Raw genomic sequence first — 26415 nt, forward strand, 5'->3', positions numbered from 1 at the left:
CGCAATGCGGTGATGACCGTGCGCCATTTTACCTTGTGAAATCGCTCGGTGCCTGCCAGTGGCCGTCCACCAACACTTCGTGCGGGGAAAAGCGCGCTTTGTAGTGCATCTTGGGGCTGCGCTCGATCCAGTAGCCCAGGTAGACGTGCGGCAGCCCCAGCTTGCGGGCCTGCTCGATCTGCCACAGCACGCTGTAGGTGCCGTAGCCGGCACCGTCCTCGGGCTCGTAGAAGGTGTAGACGGCTGAGATGCCGTCGCTCAGCACGTCGAGGATCGACACCATCTTCAGTGCGCCGGGGCTGCCGTCGGGCAGGGTTTCGCGAAACTCGACCAGCCGTGAGTTGACGCGGCTTTGCAGCAGGAACTGCGTGTACTGGTCGATGCTGTCGTGGTCCATGCCGCCGCCCGAGTGGCGGCCGGTCTGGTAGCGCAGGTAGAGCTGGTAGTGCTCGGGCACGAAGCACAGCTTGAGCACGCGCGCCTGCAGGTCGGCGTGCTGTTTGGCAGTACGGCGCTGGCTGCGGTTCGGCTTGAAGCTGTGCGCCAGCACGCGCAGCGGGATGCAGGCGCGGCAGCCGTCGCAATAGGGCCGGTAGGTGAACATGCCGCTGCGCCGGAAGCCGCTGAGCACCAGGTCGGAGTAGGCGTCGTTGTGGATCAGGTGGCTGGGCGTGGCCACCTGCGAGCGGGCCTGGCGATCCGGCAGGTAGCTGCAGGGATAGGGCGCCGTCGCGTAGAACTGCAGCGTGTGAAGCGGAAGATCCTTGAGGTGCGTCACGTCACGTCACGTCGAAAGAGGAGGTCGCTCGGAAAGGAGTTCGGACCAGTATACGGGGTCGAATTGCCACTGCGGGCCCTCCTGTTTTCGGGCCTGGGCCACGTGCGCGACGAAGCGCGCGCGCGGCATTTCGCGGGCGCCGAGGCTGGCCAGGTGCGCGGTGTTCTGCTGGCAGTCGATCATCGCGATGCCGGCGCGGCGGCACAGCGCGACCAGGCCGGCCAGCGCGATCTTCGAGGCGTCGGGGCGGCGCGTGAACATCGACTCGCCGAACACGGCCCGGCCCAGCGCCACGCAGTAGAGCCCGCCCGCCAACTCGCCGTCGATCCAGGTTTCGACGCTGTGGGCGTGCCCCGCGCGGTGCAATTGCGTATAGGCCTTGACCATGTCCGGCACGATCCAGGTGCCCGACTGGCCGGCCCGCGCCGACTGCGAACAGGCCTGGATCACCGTTCCAAAATCGTGATCGATGCGCAGCTCGCAGCCCGGCGTCGCGGCAAAGCGGCTCAGGGTCTTGCGCAGCGAGCGATGCAGCCGGAAGTCGTTCACCCGCAGCACCATGCGCGGGTCGGGGCTCCACCACAGGATGGGCTGGTCGTCGCTGAACCAGGGGAAGACGCAGCGGCTGTAGGCCTGCATCAGAGTATCGACATCGAGGGAGCCGCCGGCCGCCAGCAGGCCGGGCACCGGGTCCCGTTCGTCCCACGCCGAAGCGGGGTCGGGCAGTGCATCTCCGGGTTCGAGCCAAGGCAGTTGTCGCATGGATGCAGGTATACACGGCTTCTCGAAAACGCAAGCCAGTTGAGGGAAAATCCCGCTCACACGGGAACAGTCCACAAGGCTGCGGCCCTGGTGCCACCGCCGATGGCACGCGAGACAACCCCACAAGACCCGTCGAAAAACCTATAGTGCACAGCTTGCTTTCGCAGTACCACAGCGGATCCGGCAGGCATGTGCAGGGCGCCGGGGATCAGCACAAGAGGACCACGTTGACCACTGAACCCAATCCCACGCGCTTCGGCAGCGGCCAGGCGGTGCGCCGCCTCGAGGACGAAAGCCTGCTCGCAGGCGCCGGCCGTTACACCGATGACGTCACGCTCTCCGAGCAGGCGCACCTCGTCTTCCTTCGCTCTCCGTACCCACATGCGCGCATCGTGTCCATCGACACGTCCGCGGCCGTCGGCATGCCCGGCGTGCTGCGCGTGATCACCGGGGCCGACCTGGCCGAGGCCGGCGTCAAGCCGATGCCCGGCGCCGCCGGCTTCAAGCGCGCGGACGGCAGCGACAGCGCCAGCCCGCCGCGTCGCGCCCTGGCGCACGAGCGCGCGCGCTTCGTCGGCGAGCCGGTGGCGGCCGTCATTGCCGACACCGTGCAGCAGGCGCGCGATGCGGCCGAGGCCGTCATGGTCGACTACGAAGAGCTGCCGATGGTGGTCGACCTGCCGGGCGCGACCGCCGACGGTGCGCCGCTCCTGTGCGAGGAGGCCACGGGCAACATCGCCGCCGAGATGCGCCACGGCAGCAGCGAAGCCGCCACCGCCGCGTTCGAGCGCGCCGCCCACGTGATCGCCCTGGACGTGAACAACCAGCGCGTGGTCGCGCTCACCATCGAGCCGCGCGCCGTGCTCGCCACGCACGACAGCAAGACCGACCGCCTCACCATCCGCATGAGCACCCAGATGCCCTCCGGCGTGCGCGATTCGGTCTGCGCGGCCATTGGCCTGGCCAAGGAAAAAAAGTGCGCGTGGTCGTGGGCGACGTCGGCGGCGGCTTCGGCATGAAGACCGGCGCCTACCCCGAGGACATCGCGGTCGCCTACGCCGCGCTGCAGGTGGGCCGGCCCGTGAAGTGGGTGGCCGACCGCAGCGAAGAGTTCCTCTCGAGCGCGCACGGCCGCGACATCGAGGCGCGCGCCGAAATGGCGCTCGACGCCGACGGCAAGATCCTGGCCCTGCGCATCAAGACGCTCGCCAACGTGGGCGCCTACGCCACCGGCACCGGCGTCGCGATCCAGCTGCTGATTGGCCCGTGGGTGCAGACCAGCGTCTACGACATCCAGACCATCGACTTCCATTTCAAGGCGGTGCTCACCAACACCGCGCCCACCGGCGCCTACCGCGGCGCGGGCCGGCCCGAGGCCATCTTCACCATCGAGCGCCTGATGGACGAGGCCGCGCGCCAGACCGGCATCGACCGCATCGCGCTGCGCCGGCGCAACTTCATCCGCCCCGAGCAGATGCCCTACAAAAACCCGATGGCGCAGACCTACGACACCGGCCAGTTCGAGTCGGTGATGGACCAGGCGCTGCAGCTGGCCGACTGGCAGGGCTTCGAGGCCCGCGCGGCCGAATCGGCGGCGCGCGGCAAGCAGCGCGGCCTGGGCATCGCCACCTTTCTCGAATGGACCGGCGGCAACGTGTTCGAAGAGCGCGTGACCGTCTCGGTGCAGGCCGACGGCGTGATCGAGGTGTTCTCGGCCGTCAACGCCATGGGGCAGGGCATCGCGACCTCGCTCGCGCAGCTGGCCGTCGATGCCTTCGGTGTGCCCATCGAGAAGGTGCGCGTCGTGCTCGGCGACACCGACCGGGGCGACGGCTTCGGCAGCGCCGGCTCGCGGTCGCTGTTCACGGGCGGTTCGGCCGTGCGCATCGGCGCCGAACGCACCATCGACAAGGCGCGCGAACTCGCGGCGCAGGAGTTCGAGGCGTCCATCGACGACATCGTCTACAGCCGCGGCACCTTCATCGTGGCTGGCACCGACCTCGAACTCGACCTGTTCACCCTGGCCGCCAAGCAGCCGGGGCGCGAGATCTTCGTCGACTCCACCAGCACCGTGGCCGGCCCGAGCTGGCCCAACGGCTGCCACATCTGCGAGATCGAGCTCGACCCGCCCACGGGCGAGATCAGCGTCGTGGCCTACAGCTCGGTCAACGACGTGGGCCGCGTGGTCAACCCGATGATCGTGCGCGGCCAGCTCGAAGGCGGCGCGGTGCAGGGCATCGGGCAGGCGCTGTACGAGCAGGTGGTGTACGACAGCGAAACCGGCCAGCCCGTCACCGGCAGCCTCATGGACTACGCCGCGCCGCGCGCCGACATCGTCGACACCATGTTCCAGATGGAAATGGACGAATCCACGCCCTGCAAGAACAACCCGCTGGGCGTGAAGGGCGTGGGCGAGCTGGGCACCATCGGCGCCACGCCGGCCATCGTCAACGCGGTGGCCGACGCCTTCGCACGCAACGGCCTCGGCGCCCGCGCGCCCCGCCTGCACATGCCGCTGAGCCCGTCGCGGGTCTGGCAGGCCATGCAGACGATCGACTGAGCGCCGCCGGCCGGTGATCGAAGGGCGACGAAAGTCATCATGCGCGTCACCACCGAACTGCAGACCGACGCGATCCGCGTCTCGACCTACCGCTGCGACGCGGGCGTCGGCGCGGCGCCGTTCACCGAAATGCACGAGACGCACTCGGTCTCGTACGTGCGCAAGGGCAGCTTCGGCTGCCGCGCGCTCGGCCGCGACTACGAGCTGGTGGCCGGCGCGGTGCTGGTCGGTGCGCCGGGCGACGACTACGTCTGCACCCACGAGCACTTCGCCTGTGGCGACGAGTGCCTGTCGTTCCACTTCTCGCCGGGCTTCGTCGACCTGATCGGCGCCGATCGGCGCAGCTGGCATGCCTCGGCGTTGCCGCCGCTGCCCGAACTCATGGTGCTCGGTGAACTCGCGCAGGTCGCGGTCGAAGGCGGCAGCGACGTGGGCCTGGACGAGCTGGGCATGGGCTTCGCCAGCCGTTTCCTCGACGTGGTGAAGGGGCGTGGCAAACCCGCGGCGCCGCCGCCATCAGCCACGCCGCGCGACCGCCGCCGCGCGGTCGAGGCCGCGACGTGGATTGAGGCCCACGCCGCCGGCGAGATCGGCCTGGAAGACGCGGCCGCCCAGGCGGGCCTGAGCGCCTTCCATTTCCTGCGCCTGTTCTCCCAGGTGCTGGGCGTCACGCCGCACCAGTACCTCGTGCGCTCCCGGCTGCGCCGCGCGGCCCGCCTGCTGGCGGACAGCGACCTTGCCGTGACCGACGTCGCCCTCGAGGCCGGCTTTGCCGACTTGAGCAACTTCGTGCGCACCTTCCACCGCGCGGCCGGCGTGTCGCCGCGCGGTTTCCGGCTTGCTGCCAAGGGCGACCGCAAGATTTTCCAAGACCGCCTGGCCGCGCTGCTTCACGATGACCGCTTGATCCACCCTTCAAGCAGGAAGTCATCGCCATGTACGACCACATCGGACTGAAAGTCAAAGACCTCGCCGCGAGCCGGCGCTTCTACGAAGCCGCGCTCGCGCCGCTCGGCCATGTGCTGGGCTCCCACGACGACGAAAGCTACGCCGGCATCGGGCCGGCCGGAGAACCGACGCTGTGGCTCTATGCCGCGAAAGATGCCAAGGGCCCGGGCACGCACATCGCGTTCCGCGCGCCCGACCACGCGGCCGTCGCCGCCTTCCACAAGGCCGGCTTGAAAGCCGGCGGCACCGACAACGGCGGCGCAGGGCCGCGCGCCGACTACAGCCCGACCTACTACGCGGCCTTCCTCATCGACCCCGACGGCAACAACGTCGAGGCCGTCTGTCCCTGACACGAAAGGCATCGACCCCATGGCCACCGTCTACAAGGAATTCATCGTCGAGGCCGATGCCGCGCAGGTGTGGGACGCGCTGCGCGACTTCGGCGCCGTCCACACGCGCCTCGCGCCGGGCTTTCTCACCGGCTGCGAACTCGACGGGCAGGGCGCCCGCATCGTCCACTTCGCCAACGGCCTCGTGGCGCGCGAGCTGCTCGTGGCCCTCGACGAAGAGAACCGCCGGCTGGCCTACACCGTGACCGACGGCAAGGCCACGCACCACCACGCATCGGCCCAGGTGTTCGCGCACGGTGAAGGCCGGTCGCGCTTCGTCTGGATCACCGACGTGCTGCCCGACGGGCTTGCGGCCTACGTCGAACCCATGATGGCGCAGGGCGGCGCCGCGATGAAGAAGACGCTGGAGAAAGCCGACGAACGATGAGCACGCCGACAACACCGGCTTCGAGCGAGATCCTGACGGTCGTGCAGCGCTACGCGCAGGCCTGGGCCGCCAACGACCTCAAGGCCATTGTCGACTGCTACCACGACGAGGTCGTCTTTCACTACTTCGGCCGCAGCCCCCTCGCGGGCACGCACCGGGGCAAGGCGGCCTGCCTCGCGGTGCTCAAGCAGGTGAAGGAGCGCACGAACCGCCGGCTGGTTGCGATCCGCGACGTGCTGGCCGGTGAGCATTTCGGGCTGATCGTCGCCGTCGAGCAGTTCGAGCACCAGGGGCGCCCGGTCGAACTGGAGCGCCAGCTGCGCTACGCCGTGAAGGACGGCAGGCTCAGCGAATGCTGGATCTACGACGAAGACCAGCGATGGGTCGACGAGGTGCTGACGTCGCCCGCCGCTCAGAAGTCTTCGAGCGGCAGCCCCACGTAGTTTTCCGCCAGCGCGGTCGACGCCGCGCGCGAATGCACGAGGTAGTCGAGCTCGGCTTCCTGGATCTTCTGGCCGAAGGCGCCCGTCTCGGGAAAGCGGTGCATCAGCGAGGTGAACCACCACGAGAAGCGCTCGGCCTTCCAGACGCGGCGCAGGCACAGGTCGGAGTAGCGGTCCAGCGCCGAGGCCGATTTTTCGTTGTAGAAGATCTCCAGGGCGCGCGACAGGTACCCCACGTCGGCCGTCGCAAGGTTGAGCCCCTTGGCGCCGGTCGGCGGCACGATGTGCGCGGCGTCGCCGGCCAGAAACAGCGAGCCGAAGCGCATCGGCTCGGCCACGAAGCTGCGCAGCGGCGCAATGCTCTTTTCGAGCGACGGGCCCGTCACCAGCCGTTCGCGTGCCTCGGGGTCCAGGCGCGCACGCAGCTCGTTCCAGAAGGCCTCGTCGCTCCAGTTCTCCACCTTCTCTTCGGTCGGCACCTGCACGTAGTAGCGCGAGCGCGTGGCGCTGCGCATGCTGCACAGCGCAAAGCCGCGCTCGGTGTTGGCGTAGATGAGTTCGTGCGACACCGGCGGCACGTCGGCCAGCACGCCGAGCCAGCCGAAGGGGTAGACCTTCTCGTAGGTCTGGACCGCGTCGGCCGGCACGCTGGCGCGGCTCACGCCGTGGTAGCCGTCGCAGCCGGCGATGAAGTCGCACTCGATCTCGTGCGTCTGGCCGTCTTTGTCGTAGCGAACGCGCGGCTTGGCCGAATCGAAGTCGTGCAGGCTGACGTTGGCTGCGCTGTAGATCGTCGTGAGGCCTTCGGCCGTGCGCGCTTCCATCAGGTCGCGCGTCACCTCGGTCTGGCCGTACACCGTGACCTGCTTGCCACCCGTGAGGCCGTGCATGTCGATGCGGTGGCGTGCGCCCTTGAACAGCAGCTCGATGCCGTCGTGCGGCAGGCCTTCGGCCTTGGCGCGGGTGTCGACACCGGCGCGCGCCAGCAGGTCCATCGTGACCTGTTCGAGCACGCCGGCGCGGATGCGGCCCAGCACGTAGTCGCCGCTCTGGCGCTCCACGATGATGTTGTCGATGCCTGCCTTGTGCAGCAGCTGGCCGAGCAGAAGGCCGGCGGGGCCTGCGCCGATGATGGCGACCTGGGTGCGCATGTTCGTGTCTCCGAAAGGGTTTTGCCAAGCGTAGGGCGCGGCCGGCCGGTTGGGGCGGCGGCTGGCGAGGCTCTGTGCGATCATGCGAACGCGTGCGCGATCATCGCGCAACACTTCTTCAGCCGACCGATCCACGACGAACTCCCGACGACGAATGACCATCGCGCGCGCCGACTTCATCGAGGGCATCGCCAAGGGCATGGCGGTGCTCGAAAGCTTCGACACCGAGCGCCAGCGCCTGAACGCCACGCTGGCGGCCGAGCGCGCCGGCCTCACGCGCGCCGCCGCCCGGCGGCACCTGCTCACGCTGGCCCACCTGGGCTACCTGGAAACCGACGGCAGCTACTTCTGGATGGCGCCGAAGGTGCTGCGCTTCTCGGGCAGCTACCTGGCCTCGTCGCGCCTGCCGCGCGCGCTGCAGCCCACGCTGAACCGGCTCGCGGCGCAGACGGGCGAGTCGTTCTCGGCCGTGGTGCTCGACGGCGAAGAGGTGGTCATCGTCGCGCGCAGCGGCAGCTACGGCACGCCGACACGCGTGCTGGCCTACGGCCTGCACCTGGGTGCGCGCCTGCCGGCCCATGCCACCTCGACCGGGCGCGTGCTGCTGGCCGCCATGGCCGCCACGCAGCTCACGCAGTGGCTCAAGGGCCGGCACCTGGCGCGGCTCACGCCGCACACCCTCACCCAGGCGCGCGCGCTGCGCCAGCGCATCGCGCAGGTGCGCAAGGACGACTACTGCTTCGCCAGCGAGGAGCACGAGCTCGGCGTGCAGGCGCTGGCGGTGCCGCTGCGCGACATGCAGGGCCACACGGTGGCGGCGCTCAACGTGGTGCTGTCGGGCACGCGCTACCAGGAAGAGACCCTGCAGCGCGAGATGCTGCCGCTGCTGTTCGAGGCGGCGCGCGAGGTGCGCTCCCTCCTGTGAACGAAGGCGCGCTGAACTTTCGGCACCGGCACGGCCTCGAATCCCCGAAACGGACACCACCATGCGACTCCTGCTTCTCGAAGACGACGTGATGATCGGCGAGGCCGTGCTCGACCTGTTGCGGGCCGAGCAGTACGCCGTCGATTGGGTGAAGGACGGCGACGCCGCCGAATCCGCATTGCGCACCCAGCAGTACGACCTCGTGCTGCTCGACCTGGGCGTGCCCCGCCGCGACGGCCTGGAAGTGCTGCGCGCCCTGCGTGCGCGCAAGCAGCGCATGCCGGTGCTGATCGCCACCGCGCGCGACTCGGTGCAGCAGCGCATCGAAGGCCTCGACGCCGGTGCCGACGACTACGTGCTCAAGCCCTACGACCTCGACGAGCTGCTGGCCCGCATCCGCGCCTTGCTGCGGCGCGCATCCGGACGCGCGGAACCGGTGTACGAGCACATGGGCGTGAGCATCAACCCCGCCACGCGCGAGGTCGCGGTGAGCGGCGAGCCCGTGGTGCTGTCGGCGCGTGAATGGGCCGTGCTCGAGCCGCTGCTGGCCCGCCCGGGCATGGTGCTCTCGCGCGCCCAGCTCGAAGAAAAGCTCTACGGCTGGAAGGACGAGATCAGCAGCAACGCGGTCGAGGTCTACGTGCACGGCCTGCGCAAGAAGCTGGGCGCGGAGTTGATCCGCAACGTGCGCGGCGTCGGCTACATGGTGCCCAAGGCATGATGCGCCGCGTAATGCGATGGACCGGATCGCTGCGCGCGCGGCTGCTGGTGTTTTTGCTCGCGGCCATCGTGCTCGCGGCCGGCGCGCAGGCGCTGGTGGCCTACCGCACGGTGCTGAAGGAGGCTGACGACATCTTCGACTACCACATGCAGCAGATGGCGCTGTCGCTGCGCGCGGGCCTGCCGCCGAGCGCGGCCGTGGGCGGACTCGGCGGCGCGGAGCAGAACTTCGATTTCGTGGTGCAGGTGTGGACGGTCGACGGCGTGCGAATCTTCGAATCAGCCGAAGAAGCCGCGCTGCCGCAGCTCGCGGTGCTGGGCTTTGCCGACGTGCGCGCCCGCGGCACGACCTACCGCGTGTTCTCGATGCAGACGCGCGGGCTGGTGATCCAGGTGGCGCAGGACATGGCGGCGCGGCGCCACATGGCGGGCTCGCTTGCGCTGCGCACCATCGTGCCCGTGGCGCTGATGGCGCCGCTTCTGATGCTGGTCGTGTGGTGGGTGGTGAGCCTGTCGCTGGCGCCCGTGGCGCGCGTGCGCCGGCAGGTGGCCTCGCGGCAGGCCGACGACCTCTCGCCCGTGAGCGAAGAGAACCTGCCCGAAGAAGTGCGCCCGTTGGTGCAGGAACTCAACCTGCTCTTCGGCCGCGTTCGCCATGCCTTCGATGCGCAGAAGCACTTCGTGGCCGATGCCGCGCATGAACTGCGATCGCCGCTGGCGGCGTTGAAGCTGCAGGTGCAGGGCCTGCAGCGCGCGCCCGACGACGCGGCGCGCACGCTGGCCGTGAGCCGGCTGTCGGCCGGCATCGACCGCGCCACGCGCCTCGTCGAGCAGATGCTGGCGCTGGCCCGTCACGAGGCCAGCGTGGCCGCGGGCGCGAGGCCCGAGACGGTCGACCTGGCCGAGGTGGCGCGCCTGGCGATCTCCGATGCGGTGGCGGCTGCGCAGGCGCGCCGCATCGACATCGGCGTGGCGCAGGCCGACGCGGGCGCGACCGTGAGCGGCCAGCCCGAGGCGCTGCGCATGCTGCTGCGCAACCTGATCGACAACGCCGTGAAATACACGCCCGAGGGCGGGCGGGTCGACGTCGGCCTCGTGAAGCGCCCCGACACGGTGGAACTGCGCGTGGACGACAGCGGCCCGGGCTTGCTCGAGGCCGAGCGCGCGCGCGTGCTCGATCGCTTCTACCGCTCGGGCGAGCCGCAGGCGCCGGGCAGCGGGCTGGGGCTGGCCATCGTGAAGTCGATCGCCGATCTGCATGGCGCCACGGTGGCGCTCGAAGAGTCCGCGAGCCTCGGTGGGCTGTGCGTGCGGGTGACGTTCGCTCCCGCCAAAGAGTGAACTCCGCTTAAGCGACGCCTAAGTCAAGGCCGCGACATTCCTTTCATCGTGTTTGCGCTCCGGCGCAGGATTGAAAGGAATCGAAGAATGAAAGCCGCCCTGATTTCCCCCCGTGCCCTCGTGATCGCGCTGGCCAGCGCCGGCGTGATCGGTGCCGTCGGCGCCGGGGCCTACACCAGCGCCCGCGCCGTGGGCGCACCGGCCACCACCGCCGCCGTGGCCGCACCGGCCGCGATGGTCACCTTGCCCGACTTCTCGACCATCACCTCGCGCGACGGCCCGGCCGTGGTCAACATCAGCGTGACCGGCACCGAGAAGGCTTCGGACGAGGAGTCCGTGTCGCAGCTGCAGGGCATGGACCCGGACGATCCGATGTTCCAGTTCTTCCGCTTCTTCCAGGGGCCGATGGGCCAGCGCGGGCAGCAACAGCAACAACCGCAGCGCGCCGTGCCGGTGCGCTCGCAGGGCTCGGGCTTCATCGTGGACCCGAGCGGCATCATCATGACCAACGCCCACGTGGTGAAGGACGCCAAGGAAGTCACCGTCAAGCTGACCGACCGCCGCGAGTACCGCGCCAAGGTGCTGGGCGCCGATGCCAAGACCGACATCGCGGTGCTCAAGATCGACGCCAAGAACCTGCCGGTGCTCGCGCTGGGCAACACCAAGGACCTGAAGGTCGGTGAATGGGTGCTGGCCATCGGCTCGCCCTTCGGTTTCGAGAACACCGTGACGGCCGGCGTGGTGAGCGCCAAGGGCCGCTCGCTGCCCGACGACAGCTACGTGCCCTTCATCCAGACCGACGTGGCCGTGAACCCCGGCAACTCGGGCGGGCCGCTGCTCAATGCGCGCGGCGAGGTGGTCGGCATCAACTCGCAAATCTACAGCCGCAGCGGCGGCTACCAGGGCGTGTCGTTCGCCATTCCGATCGACGTGGCCGTGCAGGTGAAGGACCAGATCGTCGCCACCGGCAAGGCCACGCATGCGCGCCTGGGCGTGGCGGTGCAGGAGGTGAACCAGGCCTTCGCCGATTCGTTCAAGCTCGACAAGCCCGAGGGCGCGCTGGTCTCGAACATCGAGAAGGGCGGCCCCGGCGACCATGCCGGCCTGAAGGCGGGCGACGTGATCCGCAAGGTCGACGGCCAGGCCATCGTGTCCTCGGGTGACCTGCCGGCGGTCATCGGCCAGCAGGCGCCGGGCAAGAAGGTCACGCTCGAAGTGTGGCGCCAGGGCGAGCGCCAGGAGCTGCAGGCCAAGCTGGGCGATGCCAGCGACAAGCCGGCCCAGGTCGCCAAGGCCGAGAGCACGGCGGGGCAGGGCAAGCTCGGCCTGGCGCTGCGCCCGCTGCAGCCGCAGGAACAGCGCGCGGCCTCGGTCGACGGCGGTCTGCTGATCGAGGACGTGGCGGGCCCGTCGGCGATGGCCGGGGTGCAGGCCGGCGACGTGCTGCTGGCCATCAACGGCACGCCGGCCAAGAGCCTGGAGCAGGTGCGCCAAGCGGTGGCCAAGGCCGACAAGTCGGTGGCGCTGCTGATCCAGCGCGGCGAGGACAAGATCTTCGTGCCGGTGCGCCTGGGCTGACCGACGCGTGCGCGCTCAGGGCAGCGCGCAGGGCCAGTCGAGCGACACGCGCGTGCCGCCGGCCTGCGCGTCGGCCCGCTCGATCTGTAGCCGCGCCCCGATGGCCTGCGCCCGCGAACGCATGTTCGCCAGGCCGTGGCCACCGGGGCGTTCGTTCGCCGGCAGCCCGCGGCCGTTGTCGGTGAGCACGATGCGCACCAGTGGCGGCGTCTGCTCGCCGTGCCAACCCACATGCATCACGATGCGCGTGGCGCCCGCATGCTTGAGCACATTGGTGAAAGCCTCGAGCAGGATGCGCTGCAGCTGCAGCGCGGCCTGTGCGGCAAAGGGCGCGAGCGTGGGGATGAGCGCCACGTCCCACACCAGCTCGATGCCGGCCGCGTCCAGCCGGGGCTGCAGGCGGTAGCGCAGCGTGGCCAGCACGGTCGTCAGGTCGTCGTGCATGGGCTGCAGCGAATCGACGGCCATGCGCATCTCGTCGAGCGCCAGCTTCACGTGCTCCTCGACCACGTCGCGGTCGGGCGCGGGCTGGTTCACCACGTTGAGCAGGCCCACGAGCTGCGAGCCGACGCCGTCGTGGATCTCCCGCATGATGCGCTGGCGCTCCAGCAGCACGGCCTGTTCTTCCTGCTGCTTGCGCACGGTTTCGAAGGCGCCGCGCAGCTGCTCTTCGCGCTCGGCCACGCGCGCGGCGAGGTTGGCGTTGAGCGAGCGGTAGTCGGCCACGGTGCGGCTGTAGCGCTCCACCACGAGGCCGGCCAGGATCATCACGAAGAAGAAGATCGCGTGCGAGGTGAGCGTGTAGTAGGCGCCGCCGAACAGGCCCATGCGCACCAGCAGGAGGTCGTGCGCGCCCGCCAGGATGGCCAGCGTGCCCGCCGCCATCAGCACGCCCGCGATGCGCCGCCGCGCCACCAGCGCGCCGTGCACCACGTAGGGCAAGCAGATGGTGCTCGTGACCTGCAAGATCGCCAGCCCCGTGGTCCACAGCGCCGGCAGCGCGAAGGCGAAGGAGGCACAGGCCAGCACCACCGACAGCGCCAGCGCCCCGTAGATGGAGCGCACCAGCCAGGGCGGGTTGCGGTCGAGCACCAGCAGCACGAAGCGCGCGATCAGCCCGATGTGGCAGGCATAGCAGACCGCCACCACGGCGCCCCACAGCGGCCAGGGCACGGGCCCTTCGGTCAGCACGCGGTCGAGGTTGCGGGCCACGCCCGAGAGCGCGGCCAGCGCGAAGCAGCCGTAGAGCGCATCGCGCTGGCGCAGCCACAGCCCGGCGGCCAGGCCGCCCATCAGCAGCAGGCTCACGGCGTAGACGATGGCCGAGGTGTTGCGCCAGTTCTGCTGCGAGCGGTGCAGCGGGGCCAGGGAGGCCTCGGGGCCGTAGAGCACGCTGGCCAGCCCGCCGCCGCGCTGGCGCTGGATGGTGGCCTGGATGAGCAGTTCCTGCGGCTGGCCGTCGCCGCGTCGCAGCGCGGCGGCCAGCGGGATCAGCAGGTTGGCCTTGCCGGCGTCGTAGGCCGGGTCGCCGAGCACGCCGTAGTTGGCGACCAGCGCGCCGTTGAACCACACGGCGGCCTGGTTGCCCAGGCCCGACATCAGGAGCGCCTGGGCGTCGTCCGCGCGGGCGGCGTCCGGGGGCAGCACGATGCGGTAGCTGGCCTTGCCGCCGCGCCCCGGAAACTCGTGGTCCCAGCGAAAGGGCAGCGCCACCTGCCGCACCTGCATCGGCAGGCCGTCGGGTTCGAGGCTGGCTTCGGCCCAGTCCACGTCGGTGCTGCCCGGCGGGGTGGCGGCGTGGGCGAAAGGGGCGGCGAGCACCAGCCACAGCAGCAGTTGCAGCACGGCTTGCATGCGGGAAAAGAAGGGGCGGCTCACGCGGCTAGGAAAGCCGGCCTGGAGGACGGGTCGCCAACACGGCTTCCGAGGGTGGGGGCGCATCCAGCTTGCCGTAGATGTTTCTGATATGGGTTTGAACCGTCGATGCGGAGACTCCCATCTGCGCGCCGATTTCGGCATAGGTGAAACCACGAGACACCCGGTCGAGTACTTCGGCCTCGCGCGACGAGAGGTGCCCGGGCGCGCCGTCGGAGGCCTGCCAGCGGCGCAGAAGCTGCCGCGCGATGCCCGGCGGCAGCGGCGAGCCGCCAGCGCCCAGGTGGCGCAGGTGCGCCGCCAGGTCGGCCTCGGTGCCGTCCTTGAGCAGGTAGCCGCGCGCGCCGGCCTCGAAGGCCTGCACCATGTGGGTCTCGTCGCCGAAGATCGTCAGCACCATCACCGCGCAGGCCGGCTGCATGCGGCGGCACTGGCGGATCACCTGCAGGCCGGGGTGGTCGGGCAGGCCGAGGTCGACCAGCAGCACGTCGACCGGGTTGTCCGTGAGCCAGTTCAGGATGTCGACCGCGTTCGAGGCGCTGAAGGCCAGCGCCAGCGCCGGGTCGGCGCCGATCACGCGGGCGATGCGCTCGCGCATGCCGCTGTCGTCCTCGACCACTGCGACCTGGGTGGCGGTCAGGGGCATGGCGGGCTTCCGCAGGCGAGACCGGGGCCGAGGCGCATGGGCAGATCCGTTTCCGTTCGGAGGTTGCAGGTGCCGCAAGCCTATCGGCCGGTATCTGGCGAGCCCATCCTATAGACGGGGGATGGAGGTACCCTGCCGGCGCGCGATGGTGTCCAGCCGTGTCGCGACGCGCGCCACGTGCTGCACCAGTTCGGGAGGCGACTCGATCTCGATGGCGTGGCCCAGGCAGCCCAGCCACACGGCCAGCGCATCGAGCGAGCTGGCGCCGGTCACGACGCGCGTGCGGTCCGCGTCGAGGGCCTCGGGCACGCCGCCCACCCAGCCCAGGTGCGGTTCCAGCGTCGCGAGCGGGGCATGCACGATCACGCGCGCGTGGTGCAGGTAGGGCGACACCTTGAGCGCGTGTTCCATGTAGGCCTCGACGTCGCCCAGCGGCAGGCGGCGCGCGGTGAAGCGCGCGCCCGTCGGTTCGGCATCGACGATGCGGTCGAGACGGAAGGTGCGCCAGTCCTGGCGCGCCGTGTCCCAGGCCAGCAGGTACCAGCGCTGGCCGGTCTGCACCACGCGATGCGGCTCCACGGTGCGCGCCGTGGCGGTCTGATGGTGGTCCTGGTAGCCGAAGCGCAGTTCGCGCCGCTCGGTGCAGGCCTCGGCGAACATCGACACCGCCTTCACGCGCACGCCCGACTTGCTGCGCATCACCGGCACCACCGAGGCGCGCACGCTGCCCAGGCGGCGCTGCAGGCGCGGCGGCATCAGCTGGTCGAGCTTGGCGAGGGCGCGCATCGAGGCGTTGCCGATGTCGCCTTCGCCCGTGCCGGCATGGCCGAGCGCCAGCGCCACGGCAATGGCTTCCTCGTCTTCCAGCAGCAGCGGCGGCAGGGCGCTGCCCGCACCCAGCCGGTAGCCGCCGGCCACGCCCGAGGTGGAGTCGACCGTGTAGCCGAGGCTGCGCAGCCGGTCGACGTCGCGGCGCAGCGTGCGCTCGGTGATCTCCAGGCGCTCGGCCAGGGCGGCACCGGTCCAGGCGCGCTGGGCCTGGAACAGCGCGAGCAGGCGAAGCAGGCGGGCGGAAGCGGACAGCATGGGCTGCATCATGCCTGCGATCGAGGACAGGATCTGTCCGTAATGGGTCGTAGCCTTGGATTTCCTCCACTCGTTTCCACGGACACCGACCATGAAGAAGACCTATCACGGCAGCTGCCACTGCGGCAAGGTGCGCTTCCAGGCGCTCATCGATCTCGCCGCGGGCACCGGCAAGTGCAACTGCTCGATCTGCATGAAGTCGCGCGGCTGGGGCGCCATCGTCAAGCCGGACGACTTCACGCTGCTGTCGGGCGAGAACGACCTGTCGAGCTACCAGTTCGGCTCGTTCAGCGCCGAGCACCTGTTCTGCCGCCATTGCGGCGTCAAGTCCTTCGGGCGCGGCAACGTGCCGGAGATCGGCGGCGCATACGTCAGCGTGAACGTCTCCTGCCTGGACGACGCGACGCTCGAAGAGCTGTCCACCGCGCCGGTGCGCTACATGGACGGGCGCCACAACAACTGGTTCGAGGTGCCGGCGGAGGTGCGCTATCTCTGAGATGACCGATGGCCCCACGCTTTCGGCTGAGAATGCCCGTTGCTTCACCCGCTGCGAACGAAACCAATGAACGACGAACTCGAAGCCCGCATCCGCTCGGGCCAGGCGCTGTCCGAATCGATGGGCAACTTCCACGTGACCGGCTGGGACGCCGCGCACAAGACGCTGAAGGCCGCCTTCACCGTGCGGCGCGAGTACTGCCACACGAACGGCACGATCGCCCAGGGCGGCTTCATCACCGCCTGGCTCGACGCCGCCATGGCCCATGCGGTCATGCACGACACCGAGCAGGCGCAGACGGTCTTCAGCCTGGAGATCAAGGTGAGCTTCTACGAGAAGGTCGGTCCTGGCGAAGGCCGGGTGGAGGGGCGCGTGATCCGGCGCGGGAAGCGCGTGGCGTTCCTCGAAGCGGCGCTCTACAACCCCGATGGGAAGCTGGCCGCCGAGGCCACATCGACCGGAATACTGGCGAGCCTCTAAAGCTACGCCTGCCCGACCTGGGCCTGTATCTCGCGGATCACCGCTTCCTTTTCCCGGTTGTAGACCTGCGGGTTGGCCGGGTCGATGCCGTGGGCGCGGTCCTTGGCTTCTTCGTACTTCTGGCGCAGGTCCGGGCGCCGGTCGAGCACTTCCATGAAGGCCAGCGAGTCCACGTGCACCGGGTCGCCGCGATGGCAGATGTGCAGATTGAGGTTGAACCTGCGCCCGCCGTGCAGCACGGATGCGCAGACGTAGGGCTTCTCGTCCGTGTCGACCCACACGGGGCGGCGGTGAAACCCGAGGGCTTCGAATTCCGCCTGAGCCATGCGCAGGTCGTCATGAAGCGTGATCGCCGCGACGTCGACCATCGGCTTGCCCCGCAAGCCGACGATGGCCGTGCTCCCGATGTGCACGAGTTCCACGCCCTCGAGCTGCGCCTGCACGTGGCGCTGCACCTGCGCGAACACCTCGGCGTACGCCGGGTCGTAAGGCAGGATGTGGCGCTGGTCCAGGCTCTCGTCGAAGGCGAGGAGCTTCATCGCACGATGCGCGCGAGCCAGGCCAGCAGCACGGCCACGACTTCGTCGCGGTTGGTCTCGTTGAGCGTCTCGTGGCGTGCGCCGCCGAACACATGGCACGACACGTCGCGCAGGCCGGCGTCTCGGTAGCGCTGCACCAGTGGATAGAACCACTCGGCCTTGTTGCTGACCGGGTCCTGGTCGCCGGTGAACAGGTACAGCGGCAGCTCGGGCCGGATGCGCGTCTGCATCGCGGCGGGCGTGAGTTCGTCGAGGTTCGCGAACATGGAGCCCATGCCTTCGGCCGACACGGTGAAGCCGCACAGCGGGTCGGCGATGTAGGCATCGACCTGGGCCGGATCGCGGCTGAGCCAGTCGAAGGGCGTGCGCACGTCGGGCAGCGCGGCGTTCATGTCTTCGAGCCGGAAGCCGCTTTGCAGTGCACCGCCCAGCAGGTCGAGCGCCGTGGTGCCCGACAGCACCGCGCCCGACAGCAGTTCGCTGTGTCGCACCAGGTAGTACTGCGTGGCGAACGAGCCCATGCTGTGGCCGACGAGGACCAGCGGCAGCCCGGGGTGCTCGGCGCGCGCGTGGCGGCTGAGCAGCGCCATGTCGTCCACGAGGCCGGCGAATCCGCGCGGGCCGAACTCGCCGAGTTCGTCGCGCGCGGCGGCGCCCGGGCCGTGGCCGCGGTGCTCGTTCGCGTAGACGACGTAGCCGGCCTGCGTGAGCGCGTCGGCCAGCGGCCGGTAGCGCAGCGAATGCTCGCCCATGCCATGCGCCAGTTGCACGATGGCGCGCGGCGCGGTGCCCTGCCAGCGGTGGGCCTCCACCGGATGGCCGTCGTTGGCAGTCAGTTCGAAGTGGGTCTCGGTGCTCGGCATGCGGGGTCCTCCAGGGAAGTGGACTTGCATCCTAATCGTTGACGGCGCGCAGCATGGCCTTGCGCAGCCACGCCTGCGCCGGGTCCTTGTCGGTCACTGCGCGCCAGGCCATCCGCAACTGGTAGCTCGGGCTGTCGAAGGGCAGGGGCTCGCAGCGCAGGCCGCTTTGCGCCGACAGCGCCAGCGCCACGTGCTCGGGCACCGTGGCCAGCAGGTCGGTGCCGGCGAGCACGGCGGGCAGGCTGCCGAACTGCGGCACCGAGAAGAGCACGTCGCGCTGGCGTCCGAGTTCGCCCAGCGTTTCGTCGACGGTGCCGCACAGATCGCCGGCATAGGTCACGAGCAGGTGGCGTCGGCGGCAGTAGTCGTCGAGCGACAGCCTGCCGGGCGCGGTGTCGGCGCGCAGCACGGCAAAGCGCGCGGTGCGGACCTTGCGCACCTTCGCATCGGCGGGCAGGTCTTTCAGGAAGGACATCACCGCGCTGACACGGCCCTGGTCGAGGGTGCGCATGGCGTTGCGGTAGCAGACGGTGAGCGTTACCAGCTTGGCGCCGGGCACTTCGGTGCTCAGGGCGCGCAGCAGGCGGGGCAGCATCGCGATCTGCAGGTCGTCGGTCAGGCCGATGCGGAACACCGGCGCGGCGCGCGCCGGTTCGAAGTCGGCCTGCGCGCGGAACGTGGCCTCGATCTGCGCGAGCGCGGGGCCCAGGCCCTGCATCAGGGCGAGCGCCCGCGCGGTCGGTTCCATCACGCGGCCCTGGCGCACCAGCAGCGGATCGCCGGTGAGTTCGCGCAGTCGCGCGAGCGCATGACTCACCGCGGGCTGGCCGAGGTTCAGCCGCTCGGCAGCGCGGCTGACGTGGCGCTCGCGCATGAGCGCGGCCAGCACGGTGAGCAGGTTCAGGTCGATGCGGTTGAGTTCGATGGGTTTCATCGGGGTCCTGGCGTTATCGATGGCGCGCATAGCGACTATCCCGCGAATCGATTTCCTTGATGACGCCGCGGCCTCTAGATTGAAGCCATCGGTCATTCAAGAAAAGAAGGAGAGTTGTCATGAGCAGGATGGTTCGCTTCCACGCATTCGGCGGTGCCGAGGTGCTGAAGCTCGAAGAGGTCGCAGTGCCGGCGCCGGGCATTGGCGAAGTGCGCATCGCGGTGCAGGCCATCGGCCTGAACCGGGCCGACGCCTTGTGGCGCGAGAACCTGTACATCGAAGACGCGACGTTGCCGGCAGGGCTGGGCAACGAAGCCGCTGGCGTCATCGAGGCCGTGGGCGAGGGCGTCGAAGGGCTGGGCGTGGGCGACCGGGTCGCGGTGCTGCCGGGGGCGAGCCAGGGCTTGTATCCGACCTACGGCGACCGCATCCTCTTTCCGGCCGCGCACGTGGTGCGGTATCCCGACAACCTGTCGGCCGCGCAGGCTGCGGGCGCCTACATGGCGTATCTCACGGGCTACTTCCCGATGTTCGAGATCGCACGGCTGCAGCGCGGCCAGGTCATGCTGGTCACCGGGGCGTCATCGGGCACCGGCATCGCGGCGTTGCAGATGGCGCGCGCGGCGGGCATCGCCGCCATCGCGGTCACGCGCACGGTCGCCAAGCGCGACGCGCTGCGGGAAGCGGGCGCTGCGCATGTGGTCGTGACGGACGACGAAGACGTGGTCGAGCGCGTGTTGAGGCTCACCGAGGGCTGCGGTGTCGACCTGGTGTACGACGGCGTGGGCGGCGCGCAGGTCGAGCGGCTCGGCGATGTGGTCGCGCATCGCGGGTGGTACGTGCTGTACGGCCTGTCGGGTGGCGCCGAATTCAAATTTCCGGTGGTGGCGCAGTTCCGCAAGAGCTGGCGCTTCCACGTCTACAAGGTGCTGGAGCACACGGGTGCCGCCACCATGGGGTTGCCACGCGACGAGGCTGCATTGGGCCGCGCGCTGGCTTTCATCGATGCGGGCCTTGCCGATGGCTCGCTGCATGTGCGCATCGACCGGAGCTTCGCGCTCGACGACGTGGTGCAGGCCCATCGCTACCTCGAGCGCGCCGGGCACATCGGCAAGGTCGTGCTCGAGGTCTGATCGGCGCTCAGGCGGCGGAGGTCAACCGGTACCAGGCCACGCCGTCGTCGGCGATGTCGCACGCGATCTCGCCACGGTGGCGCAGGTAGTTGAGGCAGGCCAGGCTTTCACCGGTCGCCATGCCCAGCAACGGCACGTCGGATTCGGCGATGCTGCGCGCGAACAGGCTCGTGAACACATCGACGGCGCGCTTCGGCGTCTTCAATGCGTTGCGCAAGCGGTCGAGCGAGCGCTCCTGTCCGTGCTGCAGCCGGTCGATGCGCGCATGCAGGCCGCGGAAGCACTCGTTGTGCGAGGGCAGCACCAGCACGTCGTCGGGCACTTCGCGCTTGAGCTTGGCGAGCGACGCGAGCCAGTCGGCCATCGGGTCGGCATCGGGTTCGACGGGCGAGACCGACACGTTGGACGAGATGCGCGGCAGGATCTGGTCGCCCGAGATCAGCACCTTGAGGTCGGGGCAGTACAGGCACGCATGCTCGGGCGAGTGGCCGTTGCCGGTGACGACGCGCCAGTCGTGCGCGCCGATGCGCAGCACCTCGCCGTCGCGTAGGCGCCGGAAGCTGTCGGGCAGCGGATGGATGTGCTTGCCGAAGTTGCCGAAGCGCGTGCGGTAGGTCTCGATGGCCGCCTCGCCCCAACCGGCGCGCCGGTAGAAGGCGATGGCGTCGTCGGGCGCTTCGCGGCCGGTGTCGGACACCATCACGCGGCACATGAGGTATTCGGAGCGGGTCATCCACAGCCGCACGCCGAACTTGCGCGTGAGCCAGCCGGCCATGCCGACGTGGTCGGGGTGCATGTGCGTCACGAAGACGCGGGTGAGGCCGCGCGTGTCCGGCGAATTGGCGAACAGCTCGCGCCAGACCGCCACCGTTTCCTCGGTGCGCACGCCGGTGTCGACCACGGCCCAGCCGTCGCCGTCGTCCAGCGCCCACAGGTTGATGTGGTCGAGCGAATAGGGCAGCGGCATGCGGATCCAGTGGACCCCGTCGGCGACCTCGATCGACTTGCCGCGTGGCGGAAGTTCCGCAAAGGGATAAACGAGCCTGCCCTTGGCTGCTTCCGCCGACTCTTCCAAACCATCCATCGTGTTTCACCTCCAGAGGGTGAATTGTGAACCCGGTCGATATCCGGACCGGGTCACTTCGAAGACGATGGACGGCCGCGCTTACTTGCGGCGCGGGCGGGCGGCGCCCGGCGCCGAGGTCTGCGACGGGGCAGCGCCGCCGTCCACGCCCAGCCGGCCGCCGCCGCCCAGGCCCTGACCGCGCACCGTCTGCGCCTTGTAGTTGCGCAGCGAACGGACCATCTGGTTGAAGGCGTCCATGAAGGCCGCCGCGATCACCTTGCCCTGCGCGGTGTTGGTGTAGCCGCCGATGCCGCCGGCACCGCTGCGGCCACCGAGGCCGCCGAAGCCCGCGAAGTCAGTCTTGGAGGCGCTGCCTTCGGCGGCAGCCACCTGCACGCCCGAGCGGTTGTCGATGAGCGTCAGCAGCGCGCTGGCTTCCTTGGTCTGCAGGCTGGCGCCGACGGCTGCAATGGCGCGGCCACGGCCGCCGCCCACGAGGCCGCCGAGTGCGCCGCCGATGCCGCCAGCGTCGTTGTTGCTGAACACGATCTCGGGCGACAGGCCGTAGTCGGAGGCCACCATCTGGCCGCGGCCGAAGTTGCTGCCGCCGCGCATCTCGCCCGATTGCATCAGCGCGCGTTCGCGCGTCATGGCGTTCATGCCGGCCGCGCCGCGCTCCACCACCACGAAGCAGTTCGACTGCTGCACCAGCAGGCGCAGCAGGTTGGCCGTGGGCGGCAGGCGGTATTCACCGGTGAGGATCGTGTACCAGCCGGCATTGACGTTCTCGATCAGCGAGACGGTACCGAGCGGCGATTCGCAGCGCTCGAGCTGGCTGCTCTCGCCCGAGGTGGCGCCGCCGGCTGCGCTGCCCGTGGCCGTGGTCTTGGCCGCCGGAGCGCCCATCTGCATGTCCATGGTCTGGCAACCGGAAAGCGCGAGCAGGCCCGCGAGTGCGCTGGCGAGAGAGAGTTTGGAAAAAGGCATGTCCCTGTCCGTCAAATGAAAACAATGTGGCGTCCGCCCCACCGGCGGGCGCCGCGCCCGCGCGACGATACGGGCCGCCCGATGCGCGGGCCAGTGTCGAAAGTCACACGGTCAGGAACATTTGTGGCGCTTGTTGGGGCTTGGTTACAGTCCGAACTCCATTCGCAGGAGTTTTCAGATGGCCACAAAGAAGAGGAATATCGTGGGAGAAGCCGCCGTCGAACTGACGACGCAGCAGGTGGCGCAGGCCCTGGCCATTGCCGGGGCGTCGGGCTACAGCGGCAGCGCCGATCCGTCGTTCGTGGGGGCGGTGCTGGTGGCGTTGGCGGTCAACACGAGTTCCGTCAGCGCGACCATCGACAGTGCGAAGAGCAGGGGCCCCGGCGTCGCCGGCGTGCTGCAGCACTGACCGGCCGGCGGGGCGCCGGCCTCCGGCCTGAACCGGCGCACTTTCAGGTCGTGTAGTCGCCGCTGGCTTCCGGCTGGAACAGCACGGCGATCACGCGCGCGCTGTGTTCGCCGCCGCCGGGCGCTTCCAGCGCGCGACCGCACCGGTCTTCTGGCCGAGCAGGCCGATGCCGACGGGCGAGAACACCGAGATGAAGCCCGTGGTCGGGTTCGCGTCGGCGGGATAGCAGATCACGATCTTCTGCCGCTGTCCGGCGGGCAGGTCTTCGATTTCCACCTGGGTGTACATCGTCACGATGTCCGAGGGCATTTCCCGTGACGGAAGGATGTCGGCCGTGTCGAGCAGATCGACCAGGGCCGGGGGAAGAGGCGTGTCCGCGAATTTGCTGAGACGGACGTAATCGAGTTCGGTGAGCGTGCGCTCCCCGTGAACGGTTGAAAGCATGAAGCACTCCAGATGAACGCAACCCGCCTTTCCAACAGACAGGGTCGCTACCGCGCGGTGTGGTGCCCGGCGGTCGAGGTGTGCGCATCAAGAAGAAGGTAGCGGACCGCCGGGCTCAGGAATGTGCGGACGTGCGTCGGAGGACCGACGTGGCCGCCGCGACGACGGCGCCCACACGACGACCGGCCGCTGCCATGGGCAGGGCTGCGCGCGCAGGGTATCGACGGGGCGAGAGGAGAGCCATGGGCCGCGAGTGTAGGGGATTCTGGCCAGATTGGCCAATTATGGCCCTACGGGTGCAGCGAGGAATTGCCGTGAAATCTCTGGATTCAATCAGTAGAACGCCCGAATTGAAATCAAAAGCCTTTGATTCGAGACGACGTGAATGAGTGATGGGAAAAGGGTGGGCAAGCGCTCATATTTACCGGATTCTTTGCGAGTTCGGTATTTTCCTGACCACCGGGATTTCTCTGTAATTCATCGATGAATAATTTCTTGTGCCGCATCGAATGAGTGATTTCAAATTAATCTTATGGGTTCGAATTCATTGAGAATATTATTTGGCGCATAAGGGGTACGCCTGAGGTTGCTGTTGTTGTCATTCGATCTCAATTGTTTTGACTCTCCCAGAAGCTTGAAAGCTTCAATTGGGGAGGCTTCAGGTCGAGCGAAATGGTGGATGCATTTTGTTTGTTCAATATGTCTCATTTGCGCATCCTCTGTTCTTTTGTTTGATTGCCATAAAAGCCCCGAGACATAAGAATTCAGTACGCAAAAATCTAAGCGGCCGCTTGCCTTCAATTGCAAGCAATGTTGGCTATTTGGTTGCAATAAGAGGTTGATTGCAAATTTTGCGACGTGAATTTCAAATATTGTTAATTGGGGTTTGAATGACAGCATCCACATGGGACTTGTTCTTGTCGTCGTCGCGAGGCCGCGCAGGGGCGGTCCACCCGCTGATCCGCGCAGGCCTGGTCCTGCTTGCCGCAGGCGCCGCGACCGTCGCGTTCGCGCAACCCACCGCTTCGCTGGAGGCGCCGCGCGCACCTGTCGCGGCGCAGGCCGTGACCGTCGTCCTCGCCCAGTCGAAGGTGGTCAGGGGGCCCGACGGCAATGAACAGTTCCAGGACGCGGCCACCATCAAGCCGGGTGACGTCATCGAATACAAGGCCACCTACACCAACAACACGGGCAAACCGGTCAAGGGGCTGGTGGCGGATCTGCCGATCCCCGAGGGGCTGGAATACCTGCCGCGCAGCGCGAAGCCGGGCGCCAGCCTCGTGAAGGCCGCCACCAAGACCGCCGTCTTCGAGCCCGAGCCGCTCGTTCGCAAACTGCCCGGCGGCAAGACCGAACCCGTTCCCTACAGCGAGTACCGCATGCTGCGCTGGAGCCTGGGCCAGTTGCCGGCAAACGGCAGCCTCGCCGTGAGCGCGCGCGCCAAGGTCGAAACCGTCGCGCCGCCAACGGCTGTGCCTCCCACGCCCGCCACGCCGCCTCCGCGCGGCAAGTAAAGGCCGCGCCGGCTCTCGCGCGCTGCGCGAGGCGAGGGCGCCCGCCTTTTCCATCGATCTCTTGTTTCTGAGTGCCAGTCGGCAGGTACGCGTTCGCCCATCGAAACGTACCGGCCAGGTTCTTTCGTGTTCCCGTTCATCGACAACAGAGGAGAAAACTACGTGATTCCCACCCAGCCAACCCAACGCGCCAGCGGCTGCAAGCCGTGCGCGCCCTGGGCAGGCGCCGCAGCGTTGACGCTGGGCTTCCTTTTCGGAAGCCCGGCTGCATTTGCCGCGTCGCCGCCTGCCAACACCGTCATCGGCAACCAGGCGTCCGCCAGCTATTCGGACGCCGCCGGGACGACCCAGGTCGCTACCTCCAACTTGGTGCAGACCACTGTTCTCCAGGTGGGCTCGTTCACGCTCGACAGCGTCAACCAGGTCACGACGACCATCGTCAACACCAAGTCCGGCGCGGCCGGTGCCACGGTCTATGCGCCTCACGTGCTGACCAACACCGGCAATGGCGTCGACACCTTCGGCCTCACAGTCAAGGCCGATGCGGGCAAGTTCTCGCGCGTCGAGGTCTTCGCCGATGCCGACGGCAACGGGCTGCCCGACAGCACGACGGCGCTCTGCTCGGCAGCTGGCACGGACGTCTGCACGGTGACCCCGGCGCAGAGCGTGCCCGGCAACAACGGCGCGTTCCGTTTCGTCGTGGCCTACACGATCCCGGGCTCGGCCACCGGCGCCGGCAATTTCGATGCCGCAACGATCACCGCCACCCCGGGCACCCCGGCGCTGTACACCGCGCCGAACACCTCGGCGGCCGACAAGGACGAGGTCAAGCTGGCCACCGATGCGGTGTTCAACCTCACCAAGGTCATCGGCACTCCGTCGGTCGCAGCGCCGGGCAACGGCGTCTGGCCGACCGCGCCGGCCAGTGGGCCGAGCTCTTCCGCTGCCTGCACGGCCACGAGCTGGGCAGCCGGTCTCGCGTCGAACGCGAACTGCCAGTACTCGGTCTATACCCTCACGTTCAACAACACGGGCGGCGCACCGGGCAAGTTCGCGCTGTCCGACGTGTTGCCTGCAGGTTTGACCTACGTCACCGGTTCGGCCGTGTGGAGCGGTGCGTCGGGTACGGCGCTGGGTGACGGTGCGGGCGGTGATCCGTCGGGCATCGACTTCCAAGTGACCGGCAACACGCTGAATGCCGTGGTGGCTTCGCTGAGTCCGAACGTGACGCAGACGCTGAGCTTCGTGGTGCTGGTGAACAGCACCGCGGCGGTCGGCACGTCCACCACCACCAACGTGGCCCGCTACAACCCCGCGACCGCGCCGGCCGGCGTGACCGCAGCGTTGATCGGCACGGTCGGCTCGACCTCCAACCCCGGCATACACCGTCCTGGCGCGTTTCGGCATCGTGGTGGGTTCCAACCCGTCCACGGCTGCAACGGCACTCGACGCGACACCCGGCACGCCGAACCCCGCCGGCCAGGACCTGACCACGAAGACGCTGGCTGTTACGGGCGGCAGTGTCCGTTTCCCGCAAACCGTGTTCAACACGGGCGGCGCCTCGGATGCCGTGAATCTGTCGATCTCCGCCAGCACCTTCCCGGCCGGTACGAGCTTCCAGTTCTTCGCGGCCGACAGCGGCGCACCGCTGCCCGACACGAACGGCGACGGCGTGCCCGACACAGGCCCGATTCCGGCCGGCGTGAGCCTCAACATCGTGACGCAGGCGCAACTGCCGCCGGGCACGGTGGGCGGTGCCTACGTGGCCACGGTGCTCGGACGCTCCGTGAACGACAACACGAAGGTCGATGCGACCGAAGACCGCCTTGAGCGTGTGATCGAGACCCTGGTCGACCTGACCAATACAAAGATTGGTACAGGCACCGGCGGCGTCGCCAACGGTGACCTCGGCGCGGGCCCCAGCCCGTTGCCAACGCAGGTCCACGACACAGGTGCCGGC

At 68.8% G+C, this 26415-nt stretch carries 27 protein-coding genes and 1 pseudogene; 15 read left to right on the forward strand and 13 right to left on the reverse strand.

Annotated elements, in window-relative coordinates; all coding sequences use genetic code 11:
- Window positions 1-28: 28 nt before the first annotated feature.
- Together FFI97_RS04950 and aat are read right to left on the reverse strand one after the other, a co-directional pair.
- The gene (locus tag FFI97_RS04950; RefSeq protein ID WP_062478083.1) at window positions 29-778 is read right to left on the reverse strand and encodes an arginyltransferase; all 750 of its coding nucleotides are present in this window, start codon (window positions 776-778) and stop codon (window positions 29-31) included.
- A gap of 6 nt (window positions 779-784) precedes the next feature.
- Complete coding sequence (gene aat / locus FFI97_RS04955) at window positions 785-1540, reverse strand: leucyl/phenylalanyl-tRNA--protein transferase (protein WP_095745522.1); 756 nt, start codon at window positions 1538-1540, stop codon at window positions 785-787.
- A 227-nt stretch (window positions 1541-1767) separates the two neighbouring features.
- Between aat and FFI97_RS04960 the strand changes: the two are divergent.
- The 5 genes and pseudogenes from FFI97_RS04960 to FFI97_RS04980 all read left to right on the forward strand — a co-directional run bounded on the left by FFI97_RS04960 (window position 1768) and on the right by FFI97_RS04980 (window position 6268).
- Window positions 1768-4100: pseudogene (locus FFI97_RS04960) on the forward strand (xanthine dehydrogenase family protein molybdopterin-binding subunit).
- Window positions 4101-4139: 39 nt separating this feature from the next.
- Window positions 4140-5057: a helix-turn-helix transcriptional regulator gene (locus FFI97_RS04965; protein WP_095745520.1), complete on the forward strand. Its 918-nt coding sequence runs from the start codon at window positions 4140-4142 to the stop codon at window positions 5055-5057.
- Window positions 5036-5398, forward strand: coding sequence for a VOC family protein (locus FFI97_RS04970; protein ID WP_139704132.1), 363 nt, complete (start codon window positions 5036-5038; stop codon window positions 5396-5398). Before FFI97_RS04965 ends, FFI97_RS04970 begins: the two co-directional genes overlap by 22 nt.
- Window positions 5399-5417: 19 nt before the next feature.
- On the forward strand, window positions 5418-5825 hold the full coding sequence (locus FFI97_RS04975) for an SRPBCC family protein (RefSeq protein ID WP_139704135.1): 408 nt from the start codon (window positions 5418-5420) through the stop codon (window positions 5823-5825).
- On the forward strand, window positions 5822-6268 hold the full coding sequence (locus FFI97_RS04980) for a nuclear transport factor 2 family protein (protein ID WP_139704137.1): 447 nt from the start codon (window positions 5822-5824) through the stop codon (window positions 6266-6268). The genes FFI97_RS04975 and FFI97_RS04980 overlap by 4 nt, the downstream gene beginning before the upstream one ends.
- Here FFI97_RS04980 and pobA read toward each other — a convergent pair.
- Window positions 6238-7419: a 4-hydroxybenzoate 3-monooxygenase gene (pobA, locus tag FFI97_RS04985; protein WP_139704140.1), complete on the reverse strand. Its 1182-nt coding sequence runs from the start codon at window positions 7417-7419 to the stop codon at window positions 6238-6240. The genes FFI97_RS04980 and pobA overlap by 31 nt on opposite strands.
- Before the next feature lie 154 nt (window positions 7420-7573).
- On the opposite strand from pobA, the gene FFI97_RS04990 reads away from it, so the two are divergent.
- The 4 genes from FFI97_RS04990 (at window position 7574) to FFI97_RS05005 (ending at window position 11983) form a co-directional block, all read left to right on the forward strand.
- Window positions 7574-8344, forward strand: coding sequence for an IclR family transcriptional regulator C-terminal domain-containing protein (locus FFI97_RS04990; protein WP_139704142.1), 771 nt, complete (start codon window positions 7574-7576; stop codon window positions 8342-8344).
- A gap of 61 nt (window positions 8345-8405) precedes the next feature.
- Window positions 8406-9065 carry a response regulator transcription factor gene (locus tag FFI97_RS04995; RefSeq protein ID WP_139704145.1) on the forward strand — a complete coding sequence of 220 codons (660 nt, stop codon included), beginning with the start codon at window positions 8406-8408 and terminating at the stop codon, window positions 9063-9065.
- Complete coding sequence (locus tag FFI97_RS05000) at window positions 9062-10405, forward strand: ATP-binding protein (protein ID WP_409574614.1); 1344 nt, start codon at window positions 9062-9064, stop codon at window positions 10403-10405. Before FFI97_RS04995 ends, FFI97_RS05000 begins: the two co-directional genes overlap by 4 nt.
- 87 nt (window positions 10406-10492) lie before the next feature.
- Window positions 10493-11983: a Do family serine endopeptidase gene (locus FFI97_RS05005; protein ID WP_139704148.1), complete on the forward strand. Its 1491-nt coding sequence runs from the start codon at window positions 10493-10495 to the stop codon at window positions 11981-11983.
- A 15-nt stretch (window positions 11984-11998) separates the two neighbouring features.
- Here FFI97_RS05005 and FFI97_RS05010 read toward each other — a convergent pair whose 3' ends face one another.
- The 3 genes from FFI97_RS05010 to FFI97_RS05020 form a co-directional block, all read right to left on the reverse strand.
- Complete coding sequence (locus FFI97_RS05010; protein WP_139704150.1) at window positions 11999-13837, reverse strand: ATP-binding protein; 1839 nt, start codon at window positions 13835-13837, stop codon at window positions 11999-12001.
- Between the two features lie 28 nt (window positions 13838-13865).
- Window positions 13866-14504: a response regulator gene (locus FFI97_RS05015; RefSeq protein WP_095745514.1), complete on the reverse strand. Its 639-nt coding sequence runs from the start codon at window positions 14502-14504 to the stop codon at window positions 13866-13868.
- 108 nt (window positions 14505-14612) lie between these two features.
- A complete protein-coding gene (locus FFI97_RS05020) occupies window positions 14613-15590 on the reverse strand; it encodes a YafY family protein (protein WP_185993560.1) in 978 nt (325 codons plus the stop codon).
- 91 nt (window positions 15591-15681) lie between these two features.
- Between FFI97_RS05020 and FFI97_RS05025 the strand changes: the two genes are divergently transcribed.
- Window positions 15682-16086 carry a GFA family protein gene (locus tag FFI97_RS05025; protein WP_139704153.1) on the forward strand — a complete coding sequence of 135 codons (405 nt, stop codon included), beginning with the start codon at window positions 15682-15684 and terminating at the stop codon, window positions 16084-16086.
- Between the two features lie 66 nt (window positions 16087-16152).
- Window positions 16153-16566, forward strand: coding sequence for a PaaI family thioesterase (locus tag FFI97_RS05030; protein WP_139704155.1), 414 nt, complete (start codon window positions 16153-16155; stop codon window positions 16564-16566).
- A gap of 2 nt (window positions 16567-16568) precedes the next feature.
- Here the strand turns inward: FFI97_RS05030 and FFI97_RS05035 are convergent, their stop codons facing one another.
- From FFI97_RS05035 to FFI97_RS05045, 3 genes are read right to left on the reverse strand one after another with little or no spacing between them, the layout of a single operon-like run.
- Window positions 16569-17105 carry a GrpB family protein gene (locus tag FFI97_RS05035; protein ID WP_139704157.1) on the reverse strand — a complete coding sequence of 179 codons (537 nt, stop codon included), beginning with the start codon at window positions 17103-17105 and terminating at the stop codon, window positions 16569-16571.
- Window positions 17102-17968, reverse strand: coding sequence for an alpha/beta fold hydrolase (locus FFI97_RS05040; protein WP_139704159.1), 867 nt, complete (start codon window positions 17966-17968; stop codon window positions 17102-17104). Before FFI97_RS05040 ends, FFI97_RS05035 begins: the two co-directional genes overlap by 4 nt.
- 31 nt (window positions 17969-17999) lie before the next feature.
- Window positions 18000-18902 (reverse strand): LysR family transcriptional regulator, encoded by a 903-nt coding sequence (locus tag FFI97_RS05045; protein ID WP_139704161.1) that lies wholly within the window; start codon window positions 18900-18902, stop codon window positions 18000-18002.
- Window positions 18903-19021: 119 nt separating this feature from the next.
- On the opposite strand from FFI97_RS05045, the gene FFI97_RS05050 reads away from it, so the two are divergent.
- Window positions 19022-20035, forward strand: coding sequence for a zinc-dependent alcohol dehydrogenase family protein (locus tag FFI97_RS05050; protein ID WP_095950182.1), 1014 nt, complete (start codon window positions 19022-19024; stop codon window positions 20033-20035).
- A gap of 7 nt (window positions 20036-20042) precedes the next feature.
- On the opposite strand, the gene FFI97_RS05055 is transcribed toward FFI97_RS05050, so the two are convergent.
- Both FFI97_RS05055 and FFI97_RS05060 read right to left on the reverse strand, forming a co-directional pair.
- Window positions 20043-21119 (reverse strand): MBL fold metallo-hydrolase, encoded by a 1077-nt coding sequence (locus tag FFI97_RS05055; protein WP_139704164.1) that lies wholly within the window; start codon window positions 21117-21119, stop codon window positions 20043-20045.
- An 81-nt stretch (window positions 21120-21200) separates the two neighbouring features.
- Window positions 21201-22088 carry a CsgG/HfaB family protein gene (locus tag FFI97_RS05060; RefSeq protein ID WP_139704166.1) on the reverse strand — a complete coding sequence of 296 codons (888 nt, stop codon included), beginning with the start codon at window positions 22086-22088 and terminating at the stop codon, window positions 21201-21203.
- A gap of 178 nt (window positions 22089-22266) precedes the next feature.
- Between FFI97_RS05060 and FFI97_RS05065 the strand changes: the two genes are divergently transcribed.
- The gene (locus FFI97_RS05065) at window positions 22267-22497 is read left to right on the forward strand and encodes a hypothetical protein (protein ID WP_062472430.1); all 231 of its coding nucleotides are present in this window, start codon (window positions 22267-22269) and stop codon (window positions 22495-22497) included.
- Between the two features lie 90 nt (window positions 22498-22587).
- Here FFI97_RS05065 and FFI97_RS05070 read toward each other — a convergent pair whose 3' ends face one another.
- The gene (locus FFI97_RS05070; protein WP_313906253.1) at window positions 22588-22941 is read right to left on the reverse strand and encodes a GreA/GreB family elongation factor; all 354 of its coding nucleotides are present in this window, start codon (window positions 22939-22941) and stop codon (window positions 22588-22590) included.
- Between the two features lie 519 nt (window positions 22942-23460).
- Entirely contained in the window at window positions 23461-23847 is a 387-nt protein-coding gene (locus FFI97_RS05075; RefSeq protein ID WP_139704169.1) for a hypothetical protein, read from the reverse strand.
- On the opposite strand from FFI97_RS05075, the gene FFI97_RS05080 reads away from it, so the two are divergent.
- Together FFI97_RS05080 and FFI97_RS33865 are read left to right on the forward strand one after the other, a co-directional pair.
- On the forward strand, window positions 23832-24455 hold the full coding sequence (locus FFI97_RS05080; RefSeq protein ID WP_139704170.1) for a DUF11 domain-containing protein: 624 nt from the start codon (window positions 23832-23834) through the stop codon (window positions 24453-24455). The two genes, FFI97_RS05075 and FFI97_RS05080, sit on opposite strands and share 16 nt — an antisense overlap.
- Window positions 24456-24581: 126 nt before the next feature.
- A complete protein-coding gene (locus FFI97_RS33865; RefSeq protein ID WP_260684903.1) occupies window positions 24582-26285 on the forward strand; it encodes a hypothetical protein in 1704 nt (567 codons plus the stop codon).
- Window positions 26286-26415: the final 130 nt, after the last annotated feature.

This window comes from Variovorax sp. KBS0712, from assembly GCF_006323185.2.
In the GTDB taxonomy this organism is placed as follows: domain Bacteria; phylum Pseudomonadota; class Gammaproteobacteria; order Burkholderiales; family Burkholderiaceae_C; genus Variovorax; species Variovorax boronicumulans.

Coding starts and splice junctions, on each gene's coding strand:
- FFI97_RS05065 (WP_062472430.1), top strand. CDS start 22,267: ATGGCCACAAAGAAGAGGAATATCGTGGGAGAAGCCGCCGTCGAACTG.
- FFI97_RS05070 (WP_313906253.1), bottom strand. CDS start 22,941: ATGCTTTCAACCGTTCACGGGGAGCGCACGCTCACCGAACTCGATTAC.
- FFI97_RS05015 (WP_095745514.1), bottom strand. CDS start 14,504: ATGCCCCTGACCGCCACCCAGGTCGCAGTGGTCGAGGACGACAGCGGC.
- pobA (WP_139704140.1), bottom strand. CDS start 7,419: ATGCGCACCCAGGTCGCCATCATCGGCGCAGGCCCCGCCGGCCTTCTG.
- FFI97_RS05000 (WP_409574614.1), top strand. CDS start 9,062: ATGATGCGCCGCGTAATGCGATGGACCGGATCGCTGCGCGCGCGGCTG.
- FFI97_RS04970 (WP_139704132.1), top strand. CDS start 5,036: ATGTACGACCACATCGGACTGAAAGTCAAAGACCTCGCCGCGAGCCGG.
- FFI97_RS04995 (WP_139704145.1), top strand. CDS start 8,406: ATGCGACTCCTGCTTCTCGAAGACGACGTGATGATCGGCGAGGCCGTG.
- FFI97_RS05080 (WP_139704170.1), top strand. CDS start 23,832: ATGACAGCATCCACATGGGACTTGTTCTTGTCGTCGTCGCGAGGCCGC.
- FFI97_RS05020 (WP_185993560.1), bottom strand. CDS start 15,590: ATGCTGTCCGCTTCCGCCCGCCTGCTTCGCCTGCTCGCGCTGTTCCAG.
- FFI97_RS05025 (WP_139704153.1), top strand. CDS start 15,682: ATGAAGAAGACCTATCACGGCAGCTGCCACTGCGGCAAGGTGCGCTTC.
- FFI97_RS05005 (WP_139704148.1), top strand. CDS start 10,493: ATGAAAGCCGCCCTGATTTCCCCCCGTGCCCTCGTGATCGCGCTGGCC.
- FFI97_RS05050 (WP_095950182.1), top strand. CDS start 19,022: ATGAGCAGGATGGTTCGCTTCCACGCATTCGGCGGTGCCGAGGTGCTG.
- FFI97_RS05010 (WP_139704150.1), bottom strand. CDS start 13,837: ATGCAAGCCGTGCTGCAACTGCTGCTGTGGCTGGTGCTCGCCGCCCCT.
- FFI97_RS04975 (WP_139704135.1), top strand. CDS start 5,418: ATGGCCACCGTCTACAAGGAATTCATCGTCGAGGCCGATGCCGCGCAG.
- FFI97_RS05045 (WP_139704161.1), bottom strand. CDS start 18,902: ATGAAACCCATCGAACTCAACCGCATCGACCTGAACCTGCTCACCGTG.
- FFI97_RS05075 (WP_139704169.1), bottom strand. CDS start 23,847: ATGTGGATGCTGTCATTCAAACCCCAATTAACAATATTTGAAATTCAC.
- aat (WP_095745522.1), bottom strand. CDS start 1,540: ATGCGACAACTGCCTTGGCTCGAACCCGGAGATGCACTGCCCGACCCC.
- FFI97_RS05055 (WP_139704164.1), bottom strand. CDS start 21,119: ATGGATGGTTTGGAAGAGTCGGCGGAAGCAGCCAAGGGCAGGCTCGTT.
- FFI97_RS05035 (WP_139704157.1), bottom strand. CDS start 17,105: ATGAAGCTCCTCGCCTTCGACGAGAGCCTGGACCAGCGCCACATCCTG.
- FFI97_RS05060 (WP_139704166.1), bottom strand. CDS start 22,088: ATGCCTTTTTCCAAACTCTCTCTCGCCAGCGCACTCGCGGGCCTGCTC.
- FFI97_RS05040 (WP_139704159.1), bottom strand. CDS start 17,968: ATGCCGAGCACCGAGACCCACTTCGAACTGACTGCCAACGACGGCCAT.
- FFI97_RS04965 (WP_095745520.1), top strand. CDS start 4,140: ATGCGCGTCACCACCGAACTGCAGACCGACGCGATCCGCGTCTCGACC.
- FFI97_RS04980 (WP_139704137.1), top strand. CDS start 5,822: ATGAGCACGCCGACAACACCGGCTTCGAGCGAGATCCTGACGGTCGTG.
- FFI97_RS05030 (WP_139704155.1), top strand. CDS start 16,153: ATGAACGACGAACTCGAAGCCCGCATCCGCTCGGGCCAGGCGCTGTCC.
- FFI97_RS04990 (WP_139704142.1), top strand. CDS start 7,574: ATGACCATCGCGCGCGCCGACTTCATCGAGGGCATCGCCAAGGGCATG.